The organism is Actinomycetospora flava, assembly GCF_037400335.1.
Taxonomy (GTDB): Bacteria; Actinomycetota; Actinomycetes; order Mycobacteriales; family Pseudonocardiaceae; genus Actinomycetospora; species Actinomycetospora flava.
Genome location: NZ_JBBEGM010000011.1, coordinates 1 through 24,388 on the forward strand (window position 1 = coordinate 1; position 24,388 = coordinate 24,388).

28 protein-coding genes are annotated in these 24,388 nt (G+C 75.4%); 13 read left to right on the top strand and 15 right to left on the bottom strand.

Annotated elements, in window-relative coordinates:
• Positions 1-8 precede the first annotated feature (8 nt).
• The 3 genes from WCD58_RS23390 to WCD58_RS23400 all read right to left on the bottom strand — a co-directional run bounded on the left by WCD58_RS23390 (position 9) and on the right by WCD58_RS23400 (position 2,459).
• The gene (locus tag WCD58_RS23390; protein WP_337705493.1) at positions 9-632 is read right to left on the bottom strand and encodes a Maf family protein; all 624 of its coding nucleotides are present in this window, start codon (positions 630-632) and stop codon (positions 9-11) included.
• Between the two features lie 11 nt (positions 633-643).
• Positions 644-1,432 (bottom strand): SAM-dependent methyltransferase, encoded by a 789-nt coding sequence (locus WCD58_RS23395; RefSeq protein WP_337705494.1) that lies wholly within the window; start codon positions 1,430-1,432, stop codon positions 644-646.
• A gap of 127 nt (positions 1,433-1,559) precedes the next feature.
• Entirely contained in the window at positions 1,560-2,459 is a 900-nt protein-coding gene (locus WCD58_RS23400) for an alpha/beta hydrolase (protein WP_507237435.1), read from the bottom strand.
• Between the two features lie 94 nt (positions 2,460-2,553).
• Here WCD58_RS23400 and WCD58_RS23405 point away from each other — a divergent pair, with 94 nt between their 5' ends.
• Positions 2,554-2,964, top strand: a complete 411-nt coding sequence (locus WCD58_RS23405; RefSeq protein ID WP_337705496.1) for a MarR family winged helix-turn-helix transcriptional regulator — start codon at positions 2,554-2,556, stop codon at positions 2,962-2,964.
• 3 nt (positions 2,965-2,967) lie between these two features.
• On the opposite strand, the gene WCD58_RS23410 is transcribed toward WCD58_RS23405, so the two are convergent.
• Genes WCD58_RS23410 through WCD58_RS23420 form a run of 3 tightly spaced genes read right to left on the bottom strand, consistent with a single transcriptional unit; the run spans position 2,968 to position 5,826 of the window.
• The gene (locus tag WCD58_RS23410; protein WP_337705497.1) at positions 2,968-3,858 is read right to left on the bottom strand and encodes a YceI family protein; all 891 of its coding nucleotides are present in this window, start codon (positions 3,856-3,858) and stop codon (positions 2,968-2,970) included.
• Positions 3,859-3,888: 30 nt separating this feature from the next.
• A complete protein-coding gene (locus WCD58_RS23415) occupies positions 3,889-4,128 on the bottom strand; it encodes an acyl-CoA carboxylase epsilon subunit (protein WP_337705498.1) in 240 nt (79 codons plus the stop codon).
• 54 nt (positions 4,129-4,182) lie between these two features.
• The gene (locus WCD58_RS23420; RefSeq protein ID WP_337705499.1) at positions 4,183-5,826 is read right to left on the bottom strand and encodes an acyl-CoA carboxylase subunit beta; all 1,644 of its coding nucleotides are present in this window, start codon (positions 5,824-5,826) and stop codon (positions 4,183-4,185) included.
• Positions 5,827-5,908: 82 nt separating this feature from the next.
• On the opposite strand from WCD58_RS23420, the gene WCD58_RS23425 reads away from it, so the two are divergent.
• On the top strand, positions 5,909-6,730 hold the full coding sequence (locus WCD58_RS23425) for a biotin--[acetyl-CoA-carboxylase] ligase (RefSeq protein WP_337705500.1): 822 nt from the start codon (positions 5,909-5,911) through the stop codon (positions 6,728-6,730).
• A 32-nt stretch (positions 6,731-6,762) separates the two neighbouring features.
• Positions 6,763-7,431, top strand: a complete 669-nt coding sequence (locus tag WCD58_RS23430; RefSeq protein WP_337705501.1) for a PH domain-containing protein — start codon at positions 6,763-6,765, stop codon at positions 7,429-7,431.
• Here WCD58_RS23430 and WCD58_RS23435 read toward each other — a convergent pair.
• Positions 7,376-7,855 carry a MaoC family dehydratase gene (locus tag WCD58_RS23435; protein ID WP_337705502.1) on the bottom strand — a complete coding sequence of 160 codons (480 nt, stop codon included), beginning with the start codon at positions 7,853-7,855 and terminating at the stop codon, positions 7,376-7,378. The genes WCD58_RS23430 and WCD58_RS23435 overlap by 56 nt on opposite strands.
• A 102-nt stretch (positions 7,856-7,957) precedes the next feature.
• Between WCD58_RS23435 and WCD58_RS23440 the strand changes: the two genes are divergently transcribed.
• Positions 7,958-8,209, top strand: coding sequence for a hypothetical protein (locus WCD58_RS23440; protein WP_337705503.1), 252 nt, complete (start codon positions 7,958-7,960; stop codon positions 8,207-8,209).
• Between the two features lie 464 nt (positions 8,210-8,673).
• Here the strand turns inward: WCD58_RS23440 and WCD58_RS23445 are convergent, their stop codons facing one another.
• A complete protein-coding gene (locus WCD58_RS23445; protein ID WP_337705504.1) occupies positions 8,674-9,519 on the bottom strand; it encodes a helix-turn-helix transcriptional regulator in 846 nt (281 codons plus the stop codon).
• Positions 9,520-9,582: 63 nt separating this feature from the next.
• On the bottom strand, positions 9,583-10,386 hold the full coding sequence (gene hisN, locus WCD58_RS23450; RefSeq protein ID WP_337705505.1) for a histidinol-phosphatase: 804 nt from the start codon (positions 10,384-10,386) through the stop codon (positions 9,583-9,585).
• Positions 10,387-10,435: 49 nt separating this feature from the next.
• Between hisN and WCD58_RS23455 the strand changes: the two genes are divergently transcribed.
• Together WCD58_RS23455 and WCD58_RS23460 are read left to right on the top strand one after the other, a co-directional pair.
• Positions 10,436-11,110, top strand: coding sequence for a response regulator transcription factor (locus WCD58_RS23455; RefSeq protein ID WP_337705506.1), 675 nt, complete (start codon positions 10,436-10,438; stop codon positions 11,108-11,110).
• Between the two features lie 9 nt (positions 11,111-11,119).
• The gene (locus WCD58_RS23460) at positions 11,120-12,400 is read left to right on the top strand and encodes a sensor histidine kinase (RefSeq protein ID WP_337705507.1); all 1,281 of its coding nucleotides are present in this window, start codon (positions 11,120-11,122) and stop codon (positions 12,398-12,400) included.
• A 1-nt stretch (position 12,401) separates the two neighbouring features.
• Here the strand turns inward: WCD58_RS23460 and WCD58_RS23465 are convergent, their stop codons facing one another.
• A complete protein-coding gene (locus tag WCD58_RS23465; RefSeq protein WP_337705508.1) occupies positions 12,402-13,280 on the bottom strand; it encodes a LysR family transcriptional regulator in 879 nt (292 codons plus the stop codon).
• A gap of 61 nt (positions 13,281-13,341) precedes the next feature.
• Here WCD58_RS23465 and WCD58_RS23470 point away from each other — a divergent pair, with 61 nt between their 5' ends.
• Positions 13,342-14,205, top strand: a complete 864-nt coding sequence (locus WCD58_RS23470) for an SDR family NAD(P)-dependent oxidoreductase (RefSeq protein WP_337705509.1) — start codon at positions 13,342-13,344, stop codon at positions 14,203-14,205.
• Here the strand turns inward: WCD58_RS23470 and WCD58_RS23475 are convergent.
• The 3 genes from WCD58_RS23475 to WCD58_RS23485 all read right to left on the bottom strand — a co-directional run bounded on the left by WCD58_RS23475 (position 14,168) and on the right by WCD58_RS23485 (position 16,856).
• Positions 14,168-14,425, bottom strand: a complete 258-nt coding sequence (locus tag WCD58_RS23475; RefSeq protein WP_337705510.1) for a hypothetical protein — start codon at positions 14,423-14,425, stop codon at positions 14,168-14,170. The genes WCD58_RS23470 and WCD58_RS23475 overlap by 38 nt on opposite strands.
• A 365-nt stretch (positions 14,426-14,790) precedes the next feature.
• A complete protein-coding gene (locus tag WCD58_RS23480) occupies positions 14,791-15,276 on the bottom strand; it encodes a GtrA family protein (RefSeq protein ID WP_337705511.1) in 486 nt (161 codons plus the stop codon).
• Positions 15,273-16,856 (bottom strand): sigma-70 family RNA polymerase sigma factor, encoded by a 1,584-nt coding sequence (locus tag WCD58_RS23485; RefSeq protein ID WP_337705512.1) that lies wholly within the window; start codon positions 16,854-16,856, stop codon positions 15,273-15,275. The genes WCD58_RS23480 and WCD58_RS23485 overlap by 4 nt, the downstream gene beginning before the upstream one ends.
• Before the next feature lie 132 nt (positions 16,857-16,988).
• Between WCD58_RS23485 and WCD58_RS23490 the strand changes: the two genes are divergently transcribed.
• Genes WCD58_RS23490 through purE form a run of 3 tightly spaced genes read left to right on the top strand, consistent with a single transcriptional unit; the run spans position 16,989 to position 19,645 of the window.
• Complete coding sequence (locus tag WCD58_RS23490) at positions 16,989-17,906, top strand: GGDEF domain-containing protein (protein ID WP_337705513.1); 918 nt, start codon at positions 16,989-16,991, stop codon at positions 17,904-17,906.
• 12 nt (positions 17,907-17,918) lie between these two features.
• Positions 17,919-19,106, top strand: a complete 1,188-nt coding sequence (locus WCD58_RS23495) for a 5-(carboxyamino)imidazole ribonucleotide synthase (RefSeq protein WP_337705514.1) — start codon at positions 17,919-17,921, stop codon at positions 19,104-19,106.
• An 11-nt stretch (positions 19,107-19,117) separates the two neighbouring features.
• Complete coding sequence (gene purE / locus WCD58_RS23500; protein WP_337705515.1) at positions 19,118-19,645, top strand: 5-(carboxyamino)imidazole ribonucleotide mutase; 528 nt, start codon at positions 19,118-19,120, stop codon at positions 19,643-19,645.
• Here purE and WCD58_RS23505 read toward each other — a convergent pair.
• Complete coding sequence (locus WCD58_RS23505; protein ID WP_337705516.1) at positions 19,618-20,229, bottom strand: TetR/AcrR family transcriptional regulator; 612 nt, start codon at positions 20,227-20,229, stop codon at positions 19,618-19,620. The genes purE and WCD58_RS23505 overlap by 28 nt on opposite strands.
• A 90-nt stretch (positions 20,230-20,319) precedes the next feature.
• Between WCD58_RS23505 and WCD58_RS23510 the strand changes: the two genes are divergently transcribed.
• The 3 genes from WCD58_RS23510 to WCD58_RS23520 all read left to right on the top strand — a co-directional run bounded on the left by WCD58_RS23510 (position 20,320) and on the right by WCD58_RS23520 (position 23,507).
• Positions 20,320-21,579, top strand: coding sequence for an FAD-dependent oxidoreductase (locus WCD58_RS23510; protein ID WP_337705517.1), 1,260 nt, complete (start codon positions 20,320-20,322; stop codon positions 21,577-21,579).
• A 96-nt stretch (positions 21,580-21,675) separates the two neighbouring features.
• The gene (locus WCD58_RS23515; RefSeq protein WP_337705518.1) at positions 21,676-22,830 is read left to right on the top strand and encodes an acyl-CoA dehydrogenase; all 1,155 of its coding nucleotides are present in this window, start codon (positions 21,676-21,678) and stop codon (positions 22,828-22,830) included.
• A 104-nt stretch (positions 22,831-22,934) separates the two neighbouring features.
• Positions 22,935-23,507 (top strand): DUF805 domain-containing protein, encoded by a 573-nt coding sequence (locus WCD58_RS23520; protein ID WP_337705519.1) that lies wholly within the window; start codon positions 22,935-22,937, stop codon positions 23,505-23,507.
• 102 nt (positions 23,508-23,609) lie between these two features.
• Here the strand turns inward: WCD58_RS23520 and WCD58_RS23525 are convergent, their stop codons facing one another.
• The gene (locus tag WCD58_RS23525; protein WP_337705520.1) at positions 23,610-24,329 is read right to left on the bottom strand and encodes a TIGR03089 family protein; all 720 of its coding nucleotides are present in this window, start codon (positions 24,327-24,329) and stop codon (positions 23,610-23,612) included.
• Positions 24,330-24,388: the final 59 nt, after the last annotated feature.

Below are 24,388 nucleotides of genomic sequence, written 5' to 3' on the forward strand. Positions count from 1 at the left end.
CACAGGGATCAGCCGGCCCAGAGGGCGTCGACGCCGACGCCGATCTCGGCGAGCAGGCGGCGGGTCAGCGGCAGGCTGAGGCCGACGACGTTCGACGGGTCGCCCTCGATGCCCTCGACGAACCAGGCGCCCCGGCCGTCGAGGGTGAACGCGCCGGCGACGGCCAGCGGCTCGCCGCTCGCGAGGTAGCCCTCCAGCTCGGCGGTGGTCGGGTTTCCGAACGCGACCGCCGTCGTGGCGTGCCCGGCGACCTCCCGGCCCGCGACGCCGCCGGCGATCTCGACGAGCGCGTGGCCGGTGATCAGCTCCCCGGTGCGCCCGGCCATCTGGTCCCAGCGGCCGCGGGCGGCGTCGATCGACCCGGGCTTGCCGACGAGCTCGCCCTCGAGGTGCAGCATCGAGTCGGCGCCGACGACCACGCAGTCGGGCACCGCCTCGGCGACCCGGGCGGCGACGGTCCGCGCCTTGGCCAGCGCGAGCGCCGACACGCGGTCGACGGGGGAGGCCTCGTCGCCGAGCTCGGCGAGCAGGGCGTCCTCGTCGACGTCGGACACCTCCACGAGGGGTTCGACCCCGGCGGATCGCAGGATGGCCAGCCGGGCCGGGGACGCGGACGCGAGGACCAGACGCACGGGGCGGCACCCTACGTCGGCGGCTCCGGCGTCACCCGGCGGGCGACCCCCGCGAGGATCGAGATGTGCGTCGGGCGCTCGAAGCCCCGCCAGCGGCTGACGTCGACGACCCCCGGGTCGACGAGCTCGAAGCCGTCGAAGAACCCGGTGATCTCCTCGCGGGACCGCAGGTGCCCGCCCCGCGGGGTGCGCGCGTAGGCGTCGTGGATCTCGGCGAGCTCGGCGTCGGAGAGGCCCTCCGAGCTGCCCGCGGAGAGCACGAGGAACGAGCCGGGGACCATCCGTGAGCGGAAGTGCCCGAGGATGCGCCGGGGCTCGTCGCCGGGGGAGAAGTGCAGGACCGCGACGAACAGGACGCCGACCGGCTCGCTGAAGTCGATCAGCCGGGCCACGTCGGGGTGCGCGGTGATCGCGTCGGGGTCGTGCATGTCGGCCTCGACGACCGCGACCTCGCGGTCCTCGGCGAGCAGCGCGCGGGCGTGCGCCAGCACCACGGGGTCGTCGTCGACGTAGACGACCCGCGCTCCGGGGTGGGTCCGGCGCGCCACCTCGTGCACCGTCGGCGCCGTCGGGATCCCGGTGCCGACGTCGACGAACTGCCGGATCCCGGACGCGGCGAGGTGCTCGACGGCGCGGACGAGGAACGCGCGGTTGTTGCGCGCGAGCTGCGGCTGCTCGGGGTGGCTGGCGATCACCGCCTCGGCGGCCACGCGGTCGGCGGCGAAGTTGTCCTGCCCGCCGAGGTAGTAGTCGTACATCCGCGCCGGCGACGGCACGTCGCTGTCGAACCCCTCGGTCACCGTCGGTCCCCCCACACGCCGCCACCGTAGCCGCGCCACGACGTCGCCCCCGTCACCGCTCACGCGCCCCAGCGTCGCAGGAGCCCGCGCGGCCGGCGCACAGATGGTCGGCGCACAGATGGTCGGCTCACAGGTGGTCGGCGTAGAAGGCGGCCAGCCGGTCGACGGCGGCGTCGACGTACTCGGGCACGTCGTACATCTCGTAGTGCCCGGCGCCCTCGACCACCATGAGGTCGACGGGGTTCGGCGCCATCTCCCACAGCGCCGTGCCCACTTCGTAGGAGCCGGTGGTGCCGCGGCGTCCGGCGAGGATCACCTGCAGCGGCTGGGTCATCAGCGGGTCGACCAGGTGGAACGCGTCGTAGCCCAGCAGCAGCGCGTCACCGCGGGCGAGGCGGCGGTTGGTGGAGTGCTCGTGCCCGCCGCGCGGGGTGCGGTAGTAGGTGATCGCCTGGGCGGTGTCGACGTCGTCGACGCCGTCGGTCGTCTCGGGCAGCCACGGCTCGCGGGTCAGCGCGCCCCGGCGGTTCTCGGCGGTGCGCGCCGCGGCCAGGGTGTCGAGCGCGGCGACCGGGCCCCCGGGCTGGAACCCGCGGAACGAGGTGCCCATGTTGCCGGGCACGACCGTGCCGACCGCCCGGAGGCGGTGGTCGGTGCGGGCGGTGTGCACCGCGTAGCCGCCGCCGGCGCAGATGCCGAGGACGCCGACGCGCTCCGGGTCGACGCCGGGCAGCGTGTCGAGCGCGTCGACGGCGTAGGAGATGTCCTCGCCGCGCCGGTAGGGGTCCTCGAGGTCGCGGGGCTCGCCGCCGCTCGCGCCCTGGTGGGCGGGGTCGAACACCAGGGCGGCGATGCCCCGGGCGGCGAGGCGGGAGGCGTAGTTCGCGCCGATCTGCTCCTTCACGCTGCTGCCGGGGGTGGAGAGGACGACGACGGGTCGCGGTGCCGACGGGTCGGCGTCGTCGGGCAGGTGGAGGTCGGCCGCGAGCTCGATCGGCCCGCGCGGGATCGCGATGTGCTGGAGCACGGCGGAAGTCCCTTCGCGTAGGGTTCGGTTCGACATGCCATGAAGTTCGTTGTCGAACTAGTACGAAACAGTACCACTTTTCCGGAGGGCTCCCGTGCCGGTCGACGCCGCGCAGCTGTGGACGCTGAACCACCGCCTGCTCACCGTGGTGCTGGACGCCTGCAGCGCCGAGCTCGCCGGGCTCGGGCTGGAGACGAAGGAGTTCTTCGTGCTCGCCGAGGTCGGTGCGTCGCCGTACCCGGCCGAGCTCGCGGCGACGCTGGTCATCCCCAAGGCGAGCGTGACGGCCTACGTGCGCAGCCTCACCGCCAAGGGCCTGCTGCGCCGCGAGATCGACGAGGAGGACCTGCGGCGCCACCGGCTCGTGCTGACCCCCGAGGGCGAGGCGGCGCGGGACCGCGCGCTCGCGGCCCTGGCGACCGAGTTCGACCGCCGGCTGGCGCGGATCAGCCCGCGCGACCGCACCGAGCTGGCGCGGATCCTCGGCGACCTGCTGGAGTCGTGACCGTCAGAGCTGCAGGACGGCCTGGATGTCCAGGTGGATCTGGATCGTCGAGCCGACCACCGGGATGCCGCGGGCGACCATCTGCTGCCAGTTCAGCGTGAAGTGCTCGCGGTGCAGCGACGTCGTGGCGGTCGCCCCGACGCGCGTGCCGTTCCACGACTGCGTGCCGAGGTAGGTGGTGTCGAGGCGGACGTCGTTGGTGCGCCCGCGGATCGAGAGCTCGCCGTCGATCGTCCACGAGTTGCCGGAGCGCACCGCGAAGCGCGTGCTGGAGAACTGCAGCTGCGGGTGCTCGTCGACGGCGAGGAAGTCCTGCGAGCGCAGGTGGGCGTCGCGCTGGGCGTTGTGGGTCTCGATGCTGGCGGCGTCGATGACGACGTCGATGCTGGAGTCCTCGATGTCCTCGGCGACCTGGATCGACCCGCGGAACCGGGTGAACTGGCCGTAGACGCGGGACAGCGCGATGTGGCGCGCCACGAAGCCCAGGCGGCTGTGCGCGTCGTCGATCACCCACTCGCCCGGCGAGGGGCGCGTGCTGCCCTGGTCGGCGGACATCGTCAGCGCGCCGAGCGCCGCGTGGTCGCCGCGCCCGACGATGATGTCGCGGGTCAGGGTGCTGTAGCCGCCGAGGGTGGCGCGCAGCGTGTACGTGCCGCTGGGCACGGCCGCGGTGTAGAAGCCGAACGGGTCGGTGACCGCCTCGGTGACCACCCGGCGCAGGCCCTCGGTCTCGATGACCGCCACCACGACGCCCGGCAGCGGGCGCCCCTCCATGGTGCGCAGCTGGGCGCTGACCAGCCCGCCGGTGGGCGGGATCGGCATCAGCGCGTGGTCGGCGTCGCGATAGGTCTCGCCACCGATCGGTGTGCGACGGCGTCGGCGCAACAGGGCCATCAGGGGGTCACCAGGGGGATCGGGGGCGGGTCAGCGTGGTCGGGCGGAGGCCCGCCAGCCACCGGGGCCCGGCTGGACCGGACCGCGCACGAGATCGACGTGACGCGCCCAGCCCGACCGCGGCGTCGGGTCGGGGGCCTCCCCGTCAGCACCGCCCCCTCCCGCGGAGGCCAGCAGAGCCGTCAGGGCGGCGATCTCGGCCGCGTCGGGCTCGCCGCGCACGATCCGCAGGACCGGACGCGCGGGTGCCTGCTCCTGCTCCTCGCTCACAGCCACACCTCCGCGTTCGCTGCGCTCACAGCCACACCTCCGCGTTCGCTGCGCTCACAGGGGCACGTTCCCGTGCTTGCGCGGCGGCAGCGTCTCCCGCTTCGTCTCCAGCATCCGCAGCGCCCGGGCGACGTAGCCGCGGGTGTGCGAGGGCGGGACGACGGCGTCGACGTACCCGCGCTCGGCGGCGACGTAGGGGTTGGCCAGGGTGTCCTCGTACTCCTGCTGGAGCTCGGCGCGCCGGGCCTCGACGTCGCCGCCGTCGTCCTCGACCTTCTTGAGCTCCTTGCGGTACAGGATGCTCACCGCGCCCGAGGCGCCGGTGACGGCGATCTGGGCGGTCGGCCACGCGATGTTGACGTCGGCGCCGAGGTGCTTGGAACCCATGACGTCGTAGGCGCCGCCGTAGGCCTTGCGGCAGATGACCGTGACCAGCGGGACCGTCGCCTCGGCGTACGCGTAGATCAGCTTCGCGCCGCGGCGGATGATGCCGTTGTACTCCTGGTCGGTGCCGGGCAGGAATCCCGGCACGTCGACGAAGGTCAGCACCGGGATGTTGAAGGTGTCGCAGGTGCGGACGAACCGCGCGGCCTTCTCGCTGGCCCCGATGTCGAGGCAGCCGGCGAGCTGGGTGGGCTGGTTGGCGACGACGCCGACCGGCCGCCCCTCGATGCGCCCGTAGCCGACGACCATGTTGGCGGCGTAGAGCGCCTGGACCTCGAGGAAGTCGCCGTCGTCGACGACGCGGGTGATCGCCTCGCGGATGTCGTAGGGCTGGTTGGGCGAGTCGGGGACCAGCGTGTCGAGCTCGAGGTCGGTGTCGCCGATGCCGTCGGGGACCGAGCCGGTCTCCTCCTCGCCCGGGATCCGCGGCGGGTCGGTGAGGTTGTTCGACGGCAGGTAGCCCAGGAGCTCCTGCACGTAGGAGATCGCGTCCTCCTCGTCGGAGGCCAGGTAGTGCGCGTTGCCGGAGGTCGCGTTGTGGGTGCGGGCGCCGCCCAGCTCCTCGAACCCGACGTCCTCGCCGGTGACGGTCTTGATGACGTCCGGGCCGGTGATGAACATGAACGACGTCTCGTCGACCATCACCGTGAAGTCGGTGAGCGCGGGCGAGTACACCGCGCCGCCGGCCGCCGGGCCCATGACCAGCGAGATCTGGGGGACGACACCCGAGGCGTGCACGTTGCGCTTGAAGATCTCGCCGTAGAGCCCGAGGGCGACGACGCCCTCCTGGATGCGCGCGCCGCCGCCGTCGTTGATGCCGACGACCGGGCAGCCGATCTTCATGGCCACGTCCATGACCTTGACGATCTTCTCGCCGTAGACCTCGCCGAGCGCCCCGCCGAACACCGTCGCGTCCTGGGAGAACACGCAGACCGGGCGGCCGTCGACCGTGCCCTGCCCGGTGACGACGCCGTCGCCGTAGGGGCGGTTGGCGTCGAGGCCGAAGTTGGTGGAGCGGTGGCGCGCCATGGCGTCGAACTCGAGGAAGCTGCCCTCGTCGAGCAGCAGGTCGATGCGCTCGCGCGCGGTCTTGCGGCCCTTGGCGTGCTGGCGCTCCACGGCCCGCTCGCTGCCGGCGTGGACCACGTCATCCTGGCGGCGGTGCCAGTCGGCGAGCTTGCCCGCCGAGGTGTGGACGTCGGGCTCGTCCGAGGCGTCCCCGGGCTCCGGCAACGGCTCCGTCGCGGCGGTCATGGGGCGGCACTGTAGCGACCGCTCCCGACACGTTCGGGCTACGCGGGCGGTGAGGTGACCAGCGGCACTACGGTGCGCGCTCGTGGCCGCACCCCTCGACGCCGACGCCCTCCGCCGCACCCTCGGTGCCCCCTCCGGTCCCTGGGCGTCGATCGACGTCGTCGCGAGCACCGGCTCGACCAACGCCGACCTCCTGGCCCGCGCCGACGGCCCCGACCCGGCCCCGGACCGGACGGTGCTGGTCGCCGAGCACCAGGACGCCGGGCGCGGGCGCCGCGACCGCGTGTGGGAGGACCGGGCGGGCGAGGGCCTGACGTTCTCGGTGCTGCTGCGCCCGCACGAGATCGCGACCGAGCGCTGGGGGTGGGCGCCGCTGCTGGCGGGGCTGGCGCTGGTCGAGGCGGTCGGCGCGGTCAGCACCGTGCCGGCCGCCCTGAAGTGGCCCAACGACCTGCTCCTGGGGGCCGAGCCCGCCAAGGGCGCGGGGATCCTCGCCGAGGTCGGGGGCGGTCCCGCCGGGCGCGCCCTGGTGATCGGGATGGGCGTCAACGTCGCGACGCCCGCCGCCGACCTGCCCGCGGGCGCCACCTCGCTGGTCGCCGAGGGCGCCGACGTCGCCCGCGACGTCGTGCTCGTCGCCGTCCTGCGCGCGCTGGCCGAGCTCGACCGGCGCTGGCGGGACGCGCACGGCGACGTCGTCGCCGCCGGGATCGTCGACGACTACCGCGCGCGCTGCGCCACGCTCGGCCGCGAGGTGTCGGTGATGCTGCCCGGCGACCGCCTGCTCGAGGGGCGTGCCGTGGACGTCGACCGCGACGGGCGCCTCGCCGTGCGTGCCCCGGACGGGGACACCACCGTCGTGTCGGCGGGCGACGTCGTCCACGTACGGCCCGCGGCTCGCTAACCTCGGAGCCGAGTCCCGGGGAGGGGGTGCTCGTGGCCTACCCCGACGGCGTGCTCCGGCGGGGCGAGCACGTCCTCGCCCACCGCCGGCCGCACTGGCGGATGCTCGTCGTGCCCGCGCTCGTGCCGCCCGTCGCGGTGTTCCTCGCGGCGCTGCTCGCGGGCCTCGCGGGCGGGATCGGGGAGGGGTCGACGCGCACCGCGGTGCGGGTGGCGGTCGTGCTCCTGGCGGCGCTCGCGGTCGTGTGGCTCGCGGTGCTGCCGCTCGTGCGCTGGCGGTGCACGCACCTCGTCGTCACCGACCGGCGCCTGCTCGTGCGCGAGGGCGTGCTGACCCGCGAGAGCGTCGACGTCGCCGGCGCCACGATCACGGGCGTGCGCACCCGCAGCAGCGGCGTCGAGCGCCTGCTCGGGGCGGGCACGCTCATCCTGTCGACCGCGGGCACCGAGGAGCCGTGGGAGTTCTCCGGCCTCGGGGACGTCGAACGCCTGGCCTCGCTGGTCGAGGGCGTGGCCGACGACCGCGGCGGGCTCGGGCCGGCCGGGGGCTGGGGGGCGTGGTCGGACGAGGACGCCGAGGACGACCTCGACGACCCCGACGACGACCCCGAGGACGACCCCGACCCCGAGCCCGAGCCTCCGGCGGTCAGCCGGTGGCGGCGCCGTTCGCTGCGTGCTCGCGCCGCCCGAACATCCCGGTGAAGCGCGACCGGAACACCTCGGTCGTGCCGTCGCGGGTCAGGGTGCCGGCGAGCGTGATCAGCCCGAGCTGGGGGCGGCTCGCCGAGACGCGCGCGGCGAGGATCTCCATCTCCGCCTCCAGCCGGTCGCCGGGAAACACCGGTGCCGGCCAGGCGATCTCGTCGCCGCCGGGCGAGCCCATGGACGCCGAGCGCGACAGGACGCCGTCGACGTAGCACCGCATCCACAGCGAGGCGGTGAACCACCCCGACGCGCACAGGCCGCCGAACAGCGACGCGCGCGCCGCCTCCTCGTCGACGTGGAAGGGCTGCGGGTCGAAGCGGCGGTTGAACGCCAGCATCTCGTCGCGGTCCACGACCACCGTGCCCAGCGCGATGCGCCGGCCGGCGGGCAGATCCTCGAACCAGACCTCGGGCTCGGTCACGGCGGTGATCGTGCCAGCTGTGCTGCGCCTCCGGCGCGGCAGCTCCGCGGGCTTCGTGCCGTCCCGTGGAACCGTCCGCCCCGCGGCTGCGTCGAACCCCGTGTGCGAGCCGGTGAGCTGGCGGGCTGGCTGACCGACGCCGGGGTCACCGGGGTGGTGGTCAGCCTCGACGCGGAGGTCGAGCGGGCGTGGTGCGTGCGCCCCGTGCCGGGGGAGGACGAGGCGTGGGAGGTGTTCTGGTGCGAGCGCGGTGGGCGGTTCGAGTGGACGCGGTTCGACGACGAGTCGGCGGCGTGCTTCTCGCTGTTCGGGCGATTGGTGTGGGCGCGGCTCGCCGGTCAGGCGTCGTCGTAGGAGGTCTTAGCGACACCGGCGCCCACGCGTCCATGGACTCCAGGAACGCGGTGAACCTGCCGCGGGCGAGGGCGTGGGCGCGGTCGCCCAGGGGCAGGTGCAGCGGGGGCTCGTCGGCGTCGATCGCCTCGAGCGTCACCGCCACGGCCTCGGCGGGGTCGCCGGGCTGCCCGCCGTCGTTGTCCGCGCGGTACCGGCGCCGCGCGCCGACGGTCGCGGCGTACTCGGGCATCTCCGTGGCGGCGGTGCGCAGGGAGCGCCCGAGGAACTCCGTGCGGAACGGCCCGGGCTCCACGATCACGGTCGCGATGCCCATCGGCTCGGCGTTGTCGACCAGGACGTCGACGCCGCCGACGGCGCGCCCGGCCAGCGCGGCCGCCGCGGTCGCCCCGCTCCAGCACCGTCGTGGCGAGCGCGCGTCCCAGGCCACGGAACAGCCCGTGATGAGCCAGGTCAGCACCATGTCAGCACCATGTCGTCGTCTCTCCCGAGGTCTCGTCGTGACGGGGGGTGCGCGAGCCCAGCCGGGCCAGCGCCTCGGCGGTGCGGCTGCCGGGCTCGGCGGTGTACACCGAGAGGTGCTGGCCGGGGGAGCCGCCGACGGCGAACGTCGTGAAGTGCACGCTCAGCTCGCCGACCTCGGGGTGGCGGAAGCGCTTCGTCTCGGTGGTCCGCGGTCCGACGTCGTGGCTCGCCCACCACGTCGCGAAGGCCGGGCTGCGCACCGACAGCGCCCCGACCACCTGCTCGGTGCGCTCGGCCGCCTCGGTCGACAGGGCGCGGAGGTTGCGCACGGCGGTGTGCGCGATCTGCTCCCAGTCGAGGTAGAAGTCCGGCGCGGCCGGGTCGAGGAAGATCATGCGCAGGAGGTTGTCGAACCGCGAGAACGGGCTGTACAGCGCGCGGGCGAGCGCGTTGGCGGCCAGCACGTCCTGGCCGGGGCCCACCACGAACGCGGGGGAGGCCGGCATCTGGTCCATGAGGCGCCGCAGCTCCTGCGACACCGCGGTCACGGGCGCCCGCTCCGGGAGGACCTCGGGGAAGCCGATCCGCAGCAGGTGCGTCGTGGCGTCCTCGTCGAGCTGCAGGGCCCGCGCCACCGACACCAGCACCTGCCGCGAGGGGTGCCGCTCGCGGCCCTGCTCGAGGCGGACCAGGTAGTCGGTGCTGACCCCGGCGAGCAGCGCGACCTCCTCGCGGCGCAGCCCGGCCACACGGCGGCCGTGCTCGGGCGGGAGGCCGGCCCGCTCGGGCGGCACCAGCGCGCGGCGGGCCCGCAGGAACTCGCCGAGCTCGTTGTCGCGGGTCACGGGCTCCACGGTAGGAGCGGGCCGGGGCGCGGGCCTGGGTGCGCTGCACCCACCCGGCGGCGCCTACCGGCGCACGAGCGCGAGCGCCGCGTCGTGCAGGTGCCCGTTGGTGGTCAGCGAGTCGCCGCCGTCGGGGCGGGCGGCGCCGGTGAGGTCCGTGAGCCGGCCGCCGGCCTCCTCGACGAGGATCTGCGCGGCCGCGAGGTCCCAGGTGTACGCGGCGGGCTCGACCGCGACGTCGATGAGGCCCTCGGCGACGAGGCAGTGGTGCCAGAAGTCGCCGAACGCGCGGCTCTCCCAGCACGCGCGGGTGAGCGCGAGCCACTGGTCCTGGCGCTCGATGCCCCGCCAGTAGTCGAGATCGGTGGTGGAGGCGTAGGCGTCCTCGAGGGCACCGACGCCCGACACCTGCACGGGCGCGGCCGCGAGCCCGCGGGCGGGGTCGCTGGTGTGGGCGCCCCGGCCCGCCGCGGCCCACCAGCGGCGCTGCAGCGCGGGCGCGCTGACCACGCCGGCGACGGGGCGCCCGTCGGAGACCAGCGCGATGAGCGTGGCCCACACGGGCACGCCGCGGGAGAAGTTCTTGGTGCCGTCGATCGGGTCGATCACCCAGACCCGGCCGGCGCCGAGCTCCCCGCCGCGCTCCTCGCCCAGGATCGCGTCGTCGGGGCGGTGCTCGGCGAGCAGCGCGCGCAGGCGGTCCTCGCAGGCCGTGTCGGCGTCGGTGACGGGGGTGCGGTCCGGTTTGCGTTCGACGCGCAGATCCACCGCCCGGAAACGCGGGAGGGTCACCGCGTCGGCGGCGTCGGCGAGGGAGAGGGCGAGGTCGAGGTCGGCGGATGCGCTGGTCGGACCGGCGGAGCACATGGCGGGCGATGGTGCCAGTTCGGTTCCGCAGCGGGGCTACTGTGGCGCTGTGACCACCGTGCTGCTCGTCGAGGACGACGCGGCGATCGCCGGACCCCTCTCCCGCGCGCTCCAGCGCGAGGGCTACGAGGTCGACGTCGTCGGCGACGGTCAGGCCGCGCTCCACCGCGCGGGCGCCGCCGGACCGGACCTCATGGTGCTGGACCTCGGACTGCCCGGGATGGACGGGCTCGAGGTCTGCCGGCGCGTGCGCGCCGACCAGCCCGACCTGCCCGTGCTCATGCTCACCGCCCGTACCGACGAGGTCGACTTCGTCGTGGGGCTGGACGCGGGCGCGGACGACTACGTGGGCAAGCCGTTCCGGCTCGCCGAGCTCCTGGCCCGCGTGCGGGCGCTGCTGCGCCGGCGGGCGCCGGAGGTGCTCGACGCCGGCGGGGTGCGCCTCGAGCCGTCCGCGCGCCGGGTGACGGTGGACGGGGTCGAGGTCGGCCTGGCCAACAAGGAGTTCGAGCTGCTCCGGGTGCTCATGGCCCATGCCGGCCAGGTGGTGTCCCGCGAGGAGATCCTCCGCGAGGTCTGGAACGACCCCGAGATGAAGACCTCCAAGACCCTGGACATGCACATGTCGTGGCTGCGCCGCAAGCTCGCCGACGACGGGGGCGGGTCCGGCGGCGGCCGGCGCATCAGCACGGTGCGCGGGGTCGGGTTCCGCTTCAACACCTAGGTCCCGCTGGTGCGACGCCGGATCCTCGTCTCCACGCTCATCGTCGTCACGATCACCGTGGCGGTGCTGGGCGGGCCGCTGGCGCTCACCACGTGGCGCCTGGTCGAGGACTTCACCCGCGCCGACATCAACTCCCGGCTGCGCCAGGTCGTCGCCACGCTCGACTCGCAGGTGTCGGTGGACCGGCCCGTCGACCTCAGCGCGGTGGGCATCGCGGTGCCGCCGGGCGGGTCGCTGGTGGTCCGCACACCGCGCGGGGTCAGCACGCTGGGCGAGCTGGCACCGGGCCCGACGGTCAGCGAGACCCTGCCCTTCGGGCTCAGCGGCTCGGCGGTGCTCTCGGAGCCGACCACCGAGATGCGGGCGCGCCAGCTGCAGGCCACGGCGCTGGTGCTGGCGGCGGTGCTGCTGTCGGTGGCCGTCGGGGCGGTGGTCGCGACGCTGACCGCGCGGCGCCTGGCCGACCCCTTGCAGCAGGTGGCCGGGCGCGCCGCCCGGCTCGGTGCCGGCGACTTTCGGCCCGCCCCGCACCGCCACGGCATCCCCGAGCTCGACCGCGTCTCCGACGTGCTCGACTCCTCGGCCACGGCGCTCGCGGAACTGCTGCAGCGCGAGCGCGAGCTGGTCGGCGACGTGTCCCACCAGCTGCGCAGCCGGCTCACCGCGCTGCAGCTGCGCCTCGACGAGCTCGCCGCCCACCCCGACGAGCACGTCTCGGCGGAGGGCTCCGCGGCCCTGGAGCAGGCCGAGCGCCTCGCCGAGGTCCTCGACGAGCTGCTCGCCTCGGCCCGCGAGGCCCGCGCGGCGGGCGCGGCGCCGATCGAGGTGGCCGGCGAGCTCGACGCCGTCGCCGACGAGTGGCGCGACCCGCTGCGCGCCGAGGGCCGCACGGTGCGGGTGCGCACGCCCGAGGGCCTGGTCGCGCGCGCCACCTCGGGGCGCCTGCGCGAGGCGCTCGGGGTGCTCGTCGACAACGCGATGCGCCACGGCAAGGGCACGGTCACGCTCACCGCGCGCCTGTCGGACAACGACACGATCGTCGTCGAGGTCGGCGACCACGGCGACGGCGTGCCGCCCGAGCTCGCCCCGCACGTGTTCGACCGCGGCGTGTCGGGCGCGGCGTCGACGGGGGTGGGGTTGGCGCTGGCCCGCGCGCTGATCGAGGCCGACGGCGGGCGCCTCGAGCTCGCCCGTACCCGGCCCGCGACGTTCTCGGTGTTCCTGCCCGTGCCCCGCACCGACCGGACCGTCGCCGCGCCCCGGCCCCTGCCGACGACGGGGCCGCGCTGAGTCACGATCTGCTCGCCAGCACCTCCCGGCAGGCGTCCACGTAGGCGCGGACCGCGGGGCGGCGGTCGTCCGCGCGCCAGGCGAGCACCAGCGAGCAGGGCGGCAGGTCGTCCACCCCGACCACGGTGACCCCGTCGCGCGCCAGGGCGTCGGCGTTCCCGGCGGCGACGAGCACGACGCCGCGCCCGTCGATCAGCGCCTCGTGGGTCTCCTCGACCGAGCGCACCTCGGCGCCGACGCTCGCCGGGTACCCGTCGCGGTGCGCGTCCGCCAGCCACGACGCCCGCAGCGGGCCCGCCTCGGGCGGCAGGGCGAGGAACGGCTCGTCGCGCAGCGCCGCGAACGGCACCGACGCCCGCCCGGCGAGCGGGTGGCCCGGCGGCAGGGCCGCGCACACCGCCTCGCGCGCCAGCTCGAGCGTGCGCACCCGCCCGGGCACCGGCGCCCAGGCCACGGCCACGTCGGCGGTGCCGTCGGCGAGGCCCGCCGTCGCGTCGTCCCACGCCACCAGGCGCACGCGGGGATCGAGCGGGGGATCGCGGTGCACGAGACGCGAGCGCACGGCGGGCAGCAGGCCGCGGCCGACCCCGGTGCTCAGGCCGACCACGAGGCGCAGGCCCGCGGCGGCGACGTCGCGGGCGGCCTCGTCGGTGCGCTCGACCACCGCCCGCGCGTGCGGCAGCAGCGCCTCGCCGGCGGGCGTGAGCTCGACACCGTGCGGGAGCCGGTGCAGCAGCACCGCGCCGACCTGGCGCTCGAGGGCGCGCAGCTGCTTGCTCAGGGCGGGCTGGCTGACGTGCAGGCGCGCCGCCGCGCGCGTCACGTGCCGCTCCTGGGCGACCGCGAGGAAGTACCGCAGGTCGCGGGAGTGGACGTCCATAGCCGATGGTCATCACACCAGGTCTTGGACGTCCAGCCCCGTCGTCGCGAGCATCGGGGTCATGACAGGTTCCCGCGTCTGGCTCGTCACCGGCGCCTCCAGCGGCTTCGGCCGCGCGATCACCGAGGCGGCCGTCGCCGCCGGCGACACGGTGGTCGCCGCGGCCCGCCGCACCGACGCCCTCGCCGGGCTGGCCGACGCCCACCCCGACCGCGTCGAGCCGCTCGCCCTCGACGTCACCGGCCCCTCGGCCGACCTGACCGCCGCCGTCGACGACGTCGTCGCCCGGCACGGCCGTCTCGACGTGCTGGTCAACAACGCCGGCCGCACCCAGGTCGGCGCCTTGGAGGAGACCACGGACGACGAGCTGCGCGCGCTGTTCGACCTCCACGTCATGGGGCCGGCGTTCCTGACGCGGGCGGCGCTGCCGCACTTCCGGGCGCAGGGGTCGGGGGCGGTGGTGCAGATGTCGTCGGTCGGCGGGCAGGTGTGCGTGCCGGGCTTCGGGGTCTACTGCGCGACGAAGTTCGCGCTCGAGGGGCTCACCGAGACCGTCGCGCAGGAGTGCCCGCACGTCCGGTTCCTCGTCGTCGAGCCGGGCGCGTTCCGGACCGAGCTGTTCCGTCCGGGCGCGGCGGTGATGTCGACGCCGATGGCCGCCTACGAGGACACCGTGGGGCCGACGCGCGCGTTCGTCACCGGCGGCGACGGGACCCAGCCCGGCGACCCCGCGAAGGCCGCCACCGCGATCCTCACCGCGCTCGCGGCGGACGACGCGCCGCTGCGGCTGCCGCTGGGCCGCGACGCCGTGGCCGGGATCCGCACACGCCTCGCGGGGCTCGCCGACGATCTCGAGCGGTGGGAGCCGCTGTCGGTCGGGACGGACGTCAGCGCGGGCGGTGGTGGCGCACCAGCGCCACGGTGACCTCGGTGAGGTCCTCGGCGTCGAGCTCCTGGCGGCGCCCGTGGGCCTCCTCGCGGGCGCGCCCGGCGGGGTAGGGGCCGTAGGTGTCGGCGGCGCCGGTGACGGGGTCGAGGACGAGGACCATCAACCCGTCGCACTGCTCGAGCTCGTCGGGCTCGAGCAGCGGATCGGCGGGGACGTCCCGGCCGGCGGGTCGATGCGGGCACGGCAGCTTCGGCACAGCTGGTCCTCCTCCGCGTCCTCCGAGCCCGAACCTGCGCAGGCCCCTGCGGTCGAGCGGTACCGAAGGTATCAAGAACCTTGGAACACTCAGCGCGTTCGGGCGACGACCGGCCCGTCATCGGAGACCGGCGGTCATGGTGATCACCGGACGGCGGTGTCGAGGTCATCGGTCGGTGGAGGCGCGTACCCCGATCGGTCCCGCACGGCGGTCACGTCGGGAGATCTCCACCCGAGGAGAGAGCCGACCGTATACCCGCGGAGCGCAGGGTCCGTCCGCCGGGCGTCCCACCACGGCGGCGACCAGCACGATCGTCCCCTCGGGAGCTCCGGGTGGGACCACCGGGTATACCCCCGGCCGTCTGCTCAGCGCAGGGGACCGATCTCGTCGGGGAACACCCAGCGCCGGAACGCCCACCAGCGGAAGACCATCGCGAGGAGGGTCCCGACGATCTGGGCACTGACGAGGTCCGCGACGTGCTCGGTCAGCACCGACACGGCGGGCGTCGCGAGGTCGAGGACGTAGCGCGAGACACCCAGCGGCGCGGCGTTGATCGCGAGCGCGACGCCCGACACCCCGAAGTACAGCAGCGCCTCGTGGGGGCGTCCGCGGCCGCCGCGCATCCGGAACGACCACTCGCGGTTGAGCACGTAGCCGACGATCGTCGCGACGAGCACCGCCACGACCTTCGCGGTGACCGGCTTGGGCTCGAGGACCGTGGACTTGGCGGTGACGAACACCGCGGTGTCGACCACGAAGGTGATCGCCCCGACCGTCGCGAACTTGACCAGCTCGCCGTGGCGACCGGCGAGCCGGGTGGCCCAACCCGGCACGTCGCGGACCCCGGTCATCGCGCCGAGTCTAGAGAGCCCTCCCGCGACCCGGGGCCGGTCCGGCAGATCACGCCCTGCGTGTCGAGCACCGGGAGCCGCGCGGTGACCAGGCAGTCGCCGCCGGTGCGCTCCGCCGCGAGCAGGGTGCGCCCGCCGTCGCCGTCGGCCGCCGGGGCCCGACGCTCCGGGGCGCGGCCCGCGCCGGTCCGCTGCGCGGCGCCCGCCCGGTCCCGACGGGAGTCGCCGCGCGTCGTCGATGCCCTCGGCGCGGTCGACGCCGGAGGTTCCCCGTCGAGCAGCCCCGGCAGGGCCAGCGCGGCGTCCGGGGCGGCGCGGGCCGGACGGGCCGGGCCGGCCGCGGGGGACGCCGGGGACGCGGGAGCCGCCGGGGACCGGGGAGCAGCCGCCGCGCCGCCGGCGGACGGACCGCCCGGTGACGCGGCCGGTGGGAGCGTCCCCGGCGGCAGGATCGGTGGGACGGCGGGCTCCCCGGGAGGGGGGACCGCGGCGGGCGGCACGAGCGCCGGCCCGGCCTGCATCGGCGGGAGCGCCGGCGGCTCGACGGCGTCGCCGAGGACGAACGCCGCCACGCCGACGACGCCCGCCAGGCCCACGACGCCCGCGGAGCGCATCCGCACCGGGACGACCGGGCGCGGCGTGAGCCCGGTCAGCGCGCCGAGCACGCCCAGCGCGCCGCCCCCGGCGATCGCGAGCTCGCCGGTGCTGGCCTGGAACGCGAGCGGGCCGGTCGAGCCGCGCGAGGCCAGGTAGCCGACGAGGCCCGCGCCGAGCACGAGCGGCGCGACGACCGAGCGCACCATGCCGGCGTTGACGTCGCGGAGCTCGTCGGCGAGCGCGCGGCACTCGGCGCACTCGGCGAGGTGGGCCTCGACGCGCTGGGCCTCGCGGCGCGCCAGCCCGCCGCGGGTGTAGGCGCCGAGCTTCTCGCCGGTCTCGCGGTGCCGCCGGTCCCAGCGCCCGGTGCCGGACTCGAGGTGCTCCTGGAGGTACGCCTGGCGCAGGCCTTCCCGGGCGCGGTAGCCGAGCGCGGACACGGCGTTGGCGGTGAGCCCGAACAGCGGCGCGATGTCGGCGGGGCTGTCGCCCTCGACCTCGAGGTGCCAGAGCACGGCCTGCCAGCGCTCGGGCAGCGTCGCGAACGCCTTCGCCGCCATCGTCCGCTCCAGGCCCGCGAGCGCGGGGTCGGTGAACGGGACGACGGTGCCGTCGGGGTCGACGCCGTGGACGTCGGCGATGTCGTCGGTGAGGTCGAGGCGCCGCTCGGCGCGGCTGCGGTCGTAGGCGAGGTGGCGCACCGAGGTCAGCAGGTACGCGCGGAACGCCTCGGTCGGACCGCGCCCGGCGCGCAGGACCTCGAGCATGCGGGTGAAGGCGCCGGCGACGAGGTCGTCGGCGTCGGCGGGGGAGCGGGCGAGCTGGCGCGCGAGCGAGCGGGCCGCCTGCTGGTGGCGCGCGTAGAGGGTGGCGAAGGCGGCGGTCGAGTCCTGGTCCGCACCGCGGCCCCGCAGGCGCGCGATGAGCTCGGCGTCGCTGCGGGCGTCCTCCCCGGAGCCGTCCCCGGCGTCGTCGAGAAACATGGGCGTCACCTCCCCCCTCACCCGTCCGGTCGAGTGTCGCGTGGTCCCTACGGCCGAATCGGTGACCGTCACCGTCATGGGCGACGGCCCCGCGCGTCTCTTCTCCCGACGACGCCGCACGAGAGGCCGGGGATGGACGTCAGCAGGATCGGCACGGCGACCCACGCGCACGACGAGGTCGTGACGGCCGCGCTCGGCGGCGCGACTCCGCGTCCCGAGCGTGCGGCGGTGCTGCGCGAGCGGTGGTACGCGTGCAGCAGCGCCCTCGGGTGGGCGGCGGCGGCGGAGTGGCCGGACACCGCGGTGGACACGGTCTGCGCGGTCGCGACGGCCCGCCACGACAGCCAGACCGCGCGGGACCGGGCCGTCGAACGCGCCCTCGCCCGCTGGGCGGGCGCCCGCGCGAGCGCCGGCGTCGGTCTCGCCGAGACCCTCACCGACCTCGCCGCGCTGAGCACCGCCGCCTCGGGCGCGACCGACGTCGACGGGTCCGCGGTGGTCGAGGCGCGCGCCTCGCACCGGGGTCCCGACGGCGTGCGCCTGCTGCGCGCGGTGTCGCTGGCCTGGACCGACGTGGCCTGCGGCGACATCGCCGAGACCGCCGCGGTCGACCCGCTCTCGGGGCTCGCGAGCGTCCGCTACCTGCGCACCCGCCTCGCCGAGGTCTACCGCGCCGCCCGCGCGCACGGCCGCGCCGCGGGCGACGACCACGGGCTGGTCGTGCTCGCCCTCGACGTCCGCGACTGGCGCCGCGTCGCCCCGCTGTCGATCGCGGGGGAGGCCGCGGGCGTGGTGTTCGACGCCGGCGAGTCGCTCGCGGTCGTCGGGCGCGGCACCGTCGTCGTCCTCGCGCCGCGCGAGGGCCTCGCCGAGCGCGCGGCCGTGCTGCGCCGCCTGCTGACGCGCCGGCTCGCGGCCGCCGAGGGGATGGTCGGGTCGCCGACGGTGCGGATCGCGCGGCTGCCCGCCACCCACGACGGCGCCTGCGCGCTGCTCGAGCGGCTGCGCGGGCAGGAGCCGGAGCCGGATCACACCCCCTCCGGCGCGTAGCCTCCTCCGACCGTGGACGAGCGCACCGGCCTGCCCGTGGTGACCATGATCGGCGGCGGCCAGCTGGCGCGGATGACCCACCAGGCCGCCATCGCCCTCGGCCAGTCGCTGCGGGTCGTGGCGACGGGGCCGAACGAGCCCGCGGCGCTGGTCGCGCCCGACGTCGTGCTGGGCGAGCACACCGACCTCGACGCCCTGCGCCGCGCGGCCACGGGCGCCGAGGCCGTCACCTTCGACCACGAGCACGTGCCCGGCGAGCACCTGCGCGCCCTGGTCGCCGAGGGGCACAACGTCCACCCCGGCCCGGACGCCCTGCTGCACGCCCAGGACAAGCTCGTCATGCGCACCCGGCTGCGCGACCTCGGCGAGCCCGTGCCCCCGTTCGCGGCGGTGGCGAGCGTCGAGGACGTCACCGCCTTCGCCGCCGAGCACCGCTGGCCGGTGGTCCTCAAGGCGGTCCGCGGCGGCTACGACGGCCGCGGGGTGTGGGTGCTCGACGACGAGGACGCCGCGAAGACGACGGTGACCGAGCTGCTCGCCGCGGGCACGCCGCTCATGGTCGAGCAGAAGGTCACCCTGCGCCGCGAGCTCGCCGCCGTGCTCGCGCGCTCGCCGTTCGGCCAGGCGGCGGTGTGGCCGGTGGTCGAGACCGTCCAGGAGCAGGGCATCTGCACCGAGGTGCTCGCCCCCGCACCCGGGCTCGACGCCGACCGCGCGGAGGAGGCCGGCGAGCTCGCGCTGCGCGTGGCCGCGGCGCTGGGCGTCGTCGGGCTGCTCGCGGTCGAGCTGTTCGAGACCGAGCGGGGTCTGGTGGTCAACGAGCTCGCCATGCGGCCCCACAACTCGGCGCACTGGACGATCGAGGGCTCGGTGACCTCGCAGTTCGAGCAGCACCTGCGCGCCGTGCTCGACTACCCGCTGGGCTCCACGGCGACCACCGCGCCCGTCACCGTCATGGCCAACATCCTGGGCGGCGACCCCGTGCCGGCCACCGGCGTCGACGAGCGCCTGCACCACACCCTGGCCCGCTTCCCCGAGGCCCGGGTGCACCTCTACGGCAAGGCCGAGCGCCCCGGGCGCAAGGTCGGCCACGTCACCGTGCTCGGGGACGACCTCGACGACGTGCGGACCCGCGCCCGGCTGGCCGCCGACCACCTCTCCACCGGCGTGTGGAGCGACGGATGGGACCCGCACCAGTGAGCGTTTCCGAGATGCCCCCGGCCGTCGGCATCGTCATGGGCAGCGACTCCGACTGGCCCACCATGCGCGCGGCCGCCGAGGCGCTGGACGAGTTCGACGTGCCGTGGGAGGCGCGCGTGCTCTCCGCCCACCGCACGCCCCGGGTGATGCTCGACTGGGCCACCGCGGCCGCCGGGCGCGGGCTGCGCGCGGTCATCGCGGGCGCCGGCGGCGCGGCGCACCTGCCGGGCATGGTCGCGTCGGCGACGGTGCTGCCGGTGATCGGCGTCCCGGTGCCGCTGAAGCACCTCGACGGAATGGACTCGCTGCTCTCGATCGTGCAGATGCCCGCGGGGGTGCCCGTCGCGACGGTGTCGATCGGCGGGGCGCGCAACGCCGGGCTGCTCGCCGTGCGGATGCTCGGCGCGTCCGACCCGTCGCTGGCCCGGGCCATGGAGCGGTTCCAGGCGGGGCTCGCCGAGACGGTCGCCGCCAAGGACGAGGCCCTGGCGGCGCGCGCCCACGGCGAGGCTCAGGAGGCCAGCGACCCCGTCAGGTAGCGCTGGATCGTCGGCCCCCAGGCGCCGACGAGCGTCGCGCGGTCGGCGGCCGCGAGCTCGGGCAGCTCGAGGATCTGGCGCGCCATGATGATCCCGACGATCTGCGAGGCGCAGAGGTCGGCGCGCAGGCGGGGGCGGTCGGCTCCCACGGTCTCGCCGACGGCCTCGGCGACCCGGTCGAGGATCGCCTCGCCGAGGAACTCCCGCATCATCCGCGCCGCCTCGGGGTGGCTGACCGCGGACCGCACGAGCCCCAGCATCGGGTTGGCCTCGCCCAGCTCGTCGACCACCTGCAGCAGGAACCCGACCAGCCGCTCGCCCAGCCCGTCGATCCCGGGCGCGAGCAGCCGCGGCACGACCTCGGCGGGGTCGAGCGGGAACTCCATGGCGGCGACGAACAGGCCCTGCTTCGTGCCGAAGTAGTGCATGACCAGCGCGGGGTCGACGCCGGCGTCGCCCGCGATCGCGCGGACCGTCGCCGCGCGGAAGCCCTGGGTGCTGAAGCGCGACCGCGCGGCCTCGAGGATCGCCGCCCGCGTGCCCGAGTCACCCGGGCGCCGCCCCCGCCGTCCGGTCGTCGTCACGGGGCGACCCTACGCCGTCCTTCAACGCCTGTTGATTTCTGCCCGGCGCCGGTCCACACTCGGGATTCAACAGGCGTTGAAACCCTGGAGGTGGGGACCGTGGAACGCACGACGTGCTGTGTGGCCGGGGGCGGCCCGGCGGGGATGGTGCTCGGGCTGCTGCTCGCCCGGGCCGGTGTCGAGGTGACGGTGCTCGAGAAGCACGCCGACTTCCTGCGCGACTTCCGCGGCGACACCGTCCACCCGACGACGCTCGACCTGCTCGACGAGCTGGGCCTGGGGGAGCGCTTCGCGGCGCTGCCGCAGAGCCGGTTCGACCGGGTGGCCTTCCCGGTCGACGACGTCGGCGACCCGCTCGTGCTCGGCGACCTGCGCCGCCTGCGGATCGCGCACCCCTACATCGCGATGGTCCCGCAGTGGGACCTGCTCGACCTCCTCGCCGAGGCCGGCGCGGCCGAGCCCACGTTCACGCTGCGCATGAGCACCGAGGTCACCGACCTGCGCCGCGACCACACCGGCCGCGTCACCGGCGTCGCGTACCGCACCGCGGACGGGGTCGAGGGCGAGATCGCCGCCGACCTCGTCGCCGCCTGCGACGGCCGCGGCTCGACGGCGCGGGCGCAGGCCGGGCTCACCGTCGTCGACCACCCGTGCCCGATGGACGCCTGGTGGTTCCGGCTGCCGCGGCGCGCCGACGACCAGGTCACCGCGCTGATGCCCCGCATGGGCGGCGGGCGCTTCGCCGTCGTCATCCCGCGCGAGGACTACTTCCAGATCGCGTACCTCGGGCCGAAGGGCACCGACGACGCCCTGCGCGCGCGGGGCATCGAGGCCTTCCGCGCCGACGTCGCCGAGCTCGCGCCCGACCTCGCCGACCGCGTCGACACGCTGGCGCGCATGGACGACGTCAAGCACCTCGACGTCCGCCTCGACCGCCTGCGCCGCTGGCACGTCGACGGCCTGCTCTGCCTCGGCGACGCCGCGCACGCGATGTCGCCGATCGGCGGGGTCGGCATCAACCTCGCCGTGCAGGACGCGGTGGCCGCGGCGACGCTGCTGGCCGGGCCGCTGCGCCGGGGCGAGCCCCTCGACCTCGACGCCGTCCGCCGCCGGCGTCTGCTGCCGACGCTCGCGGTGCAGGCCCTGCAGCGCGCGATGCACCGGGGACTGGTGGTGCCGATCCTGGCGGGGCGCCGCGCCGGCCCGCCGCGGCTGATCCGGCGCCTGCTCGCGGCCTTCCCGCCGGCGACGGCCGTGCCCGCCTACCTCATCGGCGTCGGCCTGCGCCCCGAGCACGCCCCCGGATTCGCACGGCGCGCACCCGAACCGGTCCCGGCGCACCGACCGTAGCGGGGACCACACGCCCTCGGGCGATCGCGAGGTCCCACGACGGTAGGACGTCCGAGTATCGTGGCCTCGCAACGCAGTCGTGTGTGGAGGAACGCCGTGGACCCGGATTTCGACCTGTACAGCCTCGGCGAGGAGCGCGACGCGCTGCGCGAGTCGATCCGCGCGCTGGCCGAGAAGGAGATCGCGCCGCACGCCGCGGAGGTGGACCAGCAGGCGCGGTTCCCCGAGGAGGCGCGCACCGCGCTGACCCAGAACGGCTTCCACGCGATCCACATCCCCGAGCAGTACGGGGGCGAGGGCGCCGACTCGATCGTGGCCTGCATGGTCATCGAGGAGGTCGCGCGGGTGGACGCGTCGGCCTCGCTCATCCCGGCGGTGAACAAGCTGGGCTCGATGCCGATCATCCTGTCGGGCTCCGAGGAGCTCAAGCAGCAGGTGCTGCCGACGATCGCCTCGGGCCGGTCGATGATCAGCTACGCGCTCTCCGAGCGGGAGGCGGGCTCGGACACCGTCTCGATGCGCACGCGCGCGGTGCAGGACGGCGACGACTGGGTGCTCAACGGCACCAAGTGCTGGATCACCAACGGCGGCATCTCCGACTGGTACACGGTCATGGCGAAGACCGACCCGGACAAGGGCGCCAACGGCATCTCGGCGTTCGTGGTGCACAAGGACGACCCCGGGTTCTCGGTCGGGCCGAAGGAGCACAAGCTCGGCATCAAGGGCTCGCCCACCACCGAGATCTACTTCGAGAACTGCCGCATCCCCGGCGACCGGATCATCGGGGCGCCCGGCACCGGGCTCAAGACCGCGTTCGCCACGCTCGACCACACCCGCCCGACCATCGGCGCGCAGGCCGTCGGCATCGCGCAGGGCGCGCTCGACGCGGCCGTCGACTACGCGCGCGAGCGCCAGCAGTTCGGCAAGGCGATCGCCGACTTCCAGGGCCTCCAGTTCATGCTCGCCGACATGGCGATGAACACCGAGGCCGCCCGCCACCTGGTCTACGCGGCGGCGGCGCGGGCCGAGCGCGGCGAGAAGATGGGCCTCATCGCCTCGGCGTCGAAGTGCTTCGCCTCCGACACGGCGATGTCGGTGACCACCGACGCCGTGCAGATCTTCGGCGGTGCCGGCTACACGGTCGACTTCCCGGCCGAGCGCATGATGCGCGACGCCAAGATCACCCAGATCTACGAGGGCACCAACCAGATCCAGCGCATGGTCATGGCGCGGGCGCTCCTCAAGAAGTAGCCCGTTCGGGGTACTCGTCACAGAGCGTATGGGGAGCTAGCCTAGCCGGGCGAAAGAGGCCGCGATGACCGCGATCTCTCCCCACGCTCCGTGAGAGGTCCCCCATGCAGTGGTACCTGAAGGTGCTCAAGCAGTACGCCGACTTCAGCGGGCGTGCGCGTCGCACCGAGTTCTGGATGTTCGTGCTGTTCAACATCCTCGCGGTGATCGTCCTCAGCATCATCGACGTGCTGATCGGCACCGCGACCTTCACCGCGACGAGCACCGGCTTCGCCACCGGCGGCGGCCTGCTCACCTCGCTCTACCAGCTGGCCGTGCTCATCCCGTCCCTCGCGGTCGGCGCGCGGCGCCTGCACGACACCGGCCGTAGCGGCTGGTGGCAGCTGCTGGCGCTGATCCCGCTGGTCGGCGCGATCATCCTCATCGTCTGGTGGGCGACCGAGGGCACGCCGGGCGCGAACGAGTACGGCATGAACCCGAAGCAGGAGATGGCCGGCGGCTACCCGCAGGGCGGCTACCCGCAGCAGCAGTACCCGCAGGCCGGCTACCCGCAGCAGCAGGACCAGGGCGGCTACCCGCAGCAGGGCTACCCGCAGCAGGGCGGCTACCCGCAGCAGCCGGGCTACCCCCAGCAGGGCGGCTACCCGCAGCAGGGCAACCAGACCCCGCAGGCCTGATCCCGGGACCCGCCGAGCCTCGGCGGGTCCGCACACGACGAACGAACGGCGCTCTCGCTGCTCCCGAAGCAGCGAGAGCGCCGTTCGTGTGTGTGGGGGTGGTCAGGCGCCGAGCACCCGGGTGACCTTCTCGGTGCCGGCGCGCCGCTCCTGGTCGCCCGCGGGGTGGCGGACCTGCACCAGCGAGGCGCCCGCGGCGAGCACGGCGAGGAAGCCGTCGACGAGCCCGCCCGCCGTGGCGAGCGGCCAGTCGGCGGTGGACAGCACGCGGTCGTCGGCGCCGAGCCCCAGCTCCGCGGCGCGCGCCCGGGCGGTGGCGACGACGGTCGCGACGTCGGCGCCCGCGAGGGCCGGGGCGTCGTCGGGCACCGGGGCGAGCGGGTCGAAGTGGTCGCCGTGCACGCGGACCTCGGTCGCGTAGTCGACGGCGCCCTTCGGCAGGGTGTCGCCGAGACCCTGCCCGAACGCGTCGAGGGAGAAGCCGACGACGAGCCCGGCGCCCACCGCCGCCTCGAGGGTGCTCGCGTCGGCGAGCGCGACCTCGGCGCCCGCGGGGTCGGCGACCGCCTCCGCGCCGCACGACCAGATCGCGCACAGCGCCGCCGCGGTCTGCCAGTGCGCGGGCAGCAGCACGGCCACCGGCGCGCCCGGTTCGACGTCGCACTCGTCGCGCAGCAGGTTGGCGGTCTTCGCGACCCAGTTGCCGAACGTCGCGCCGGAGAGCTCGATGCGCTCGCCGGTGGCGTCGTCGTAGAACGTGATCAGCGGCTTGGCGGGGTCGCCGGCGAGCAGCGGCGCGAGCAGGGCGTCGGTGACGGTCATCGAGGGTGACTCTCCCACGAGTACCGACCATCGGAGCGCGCATCTCCTCGGCGCGACCA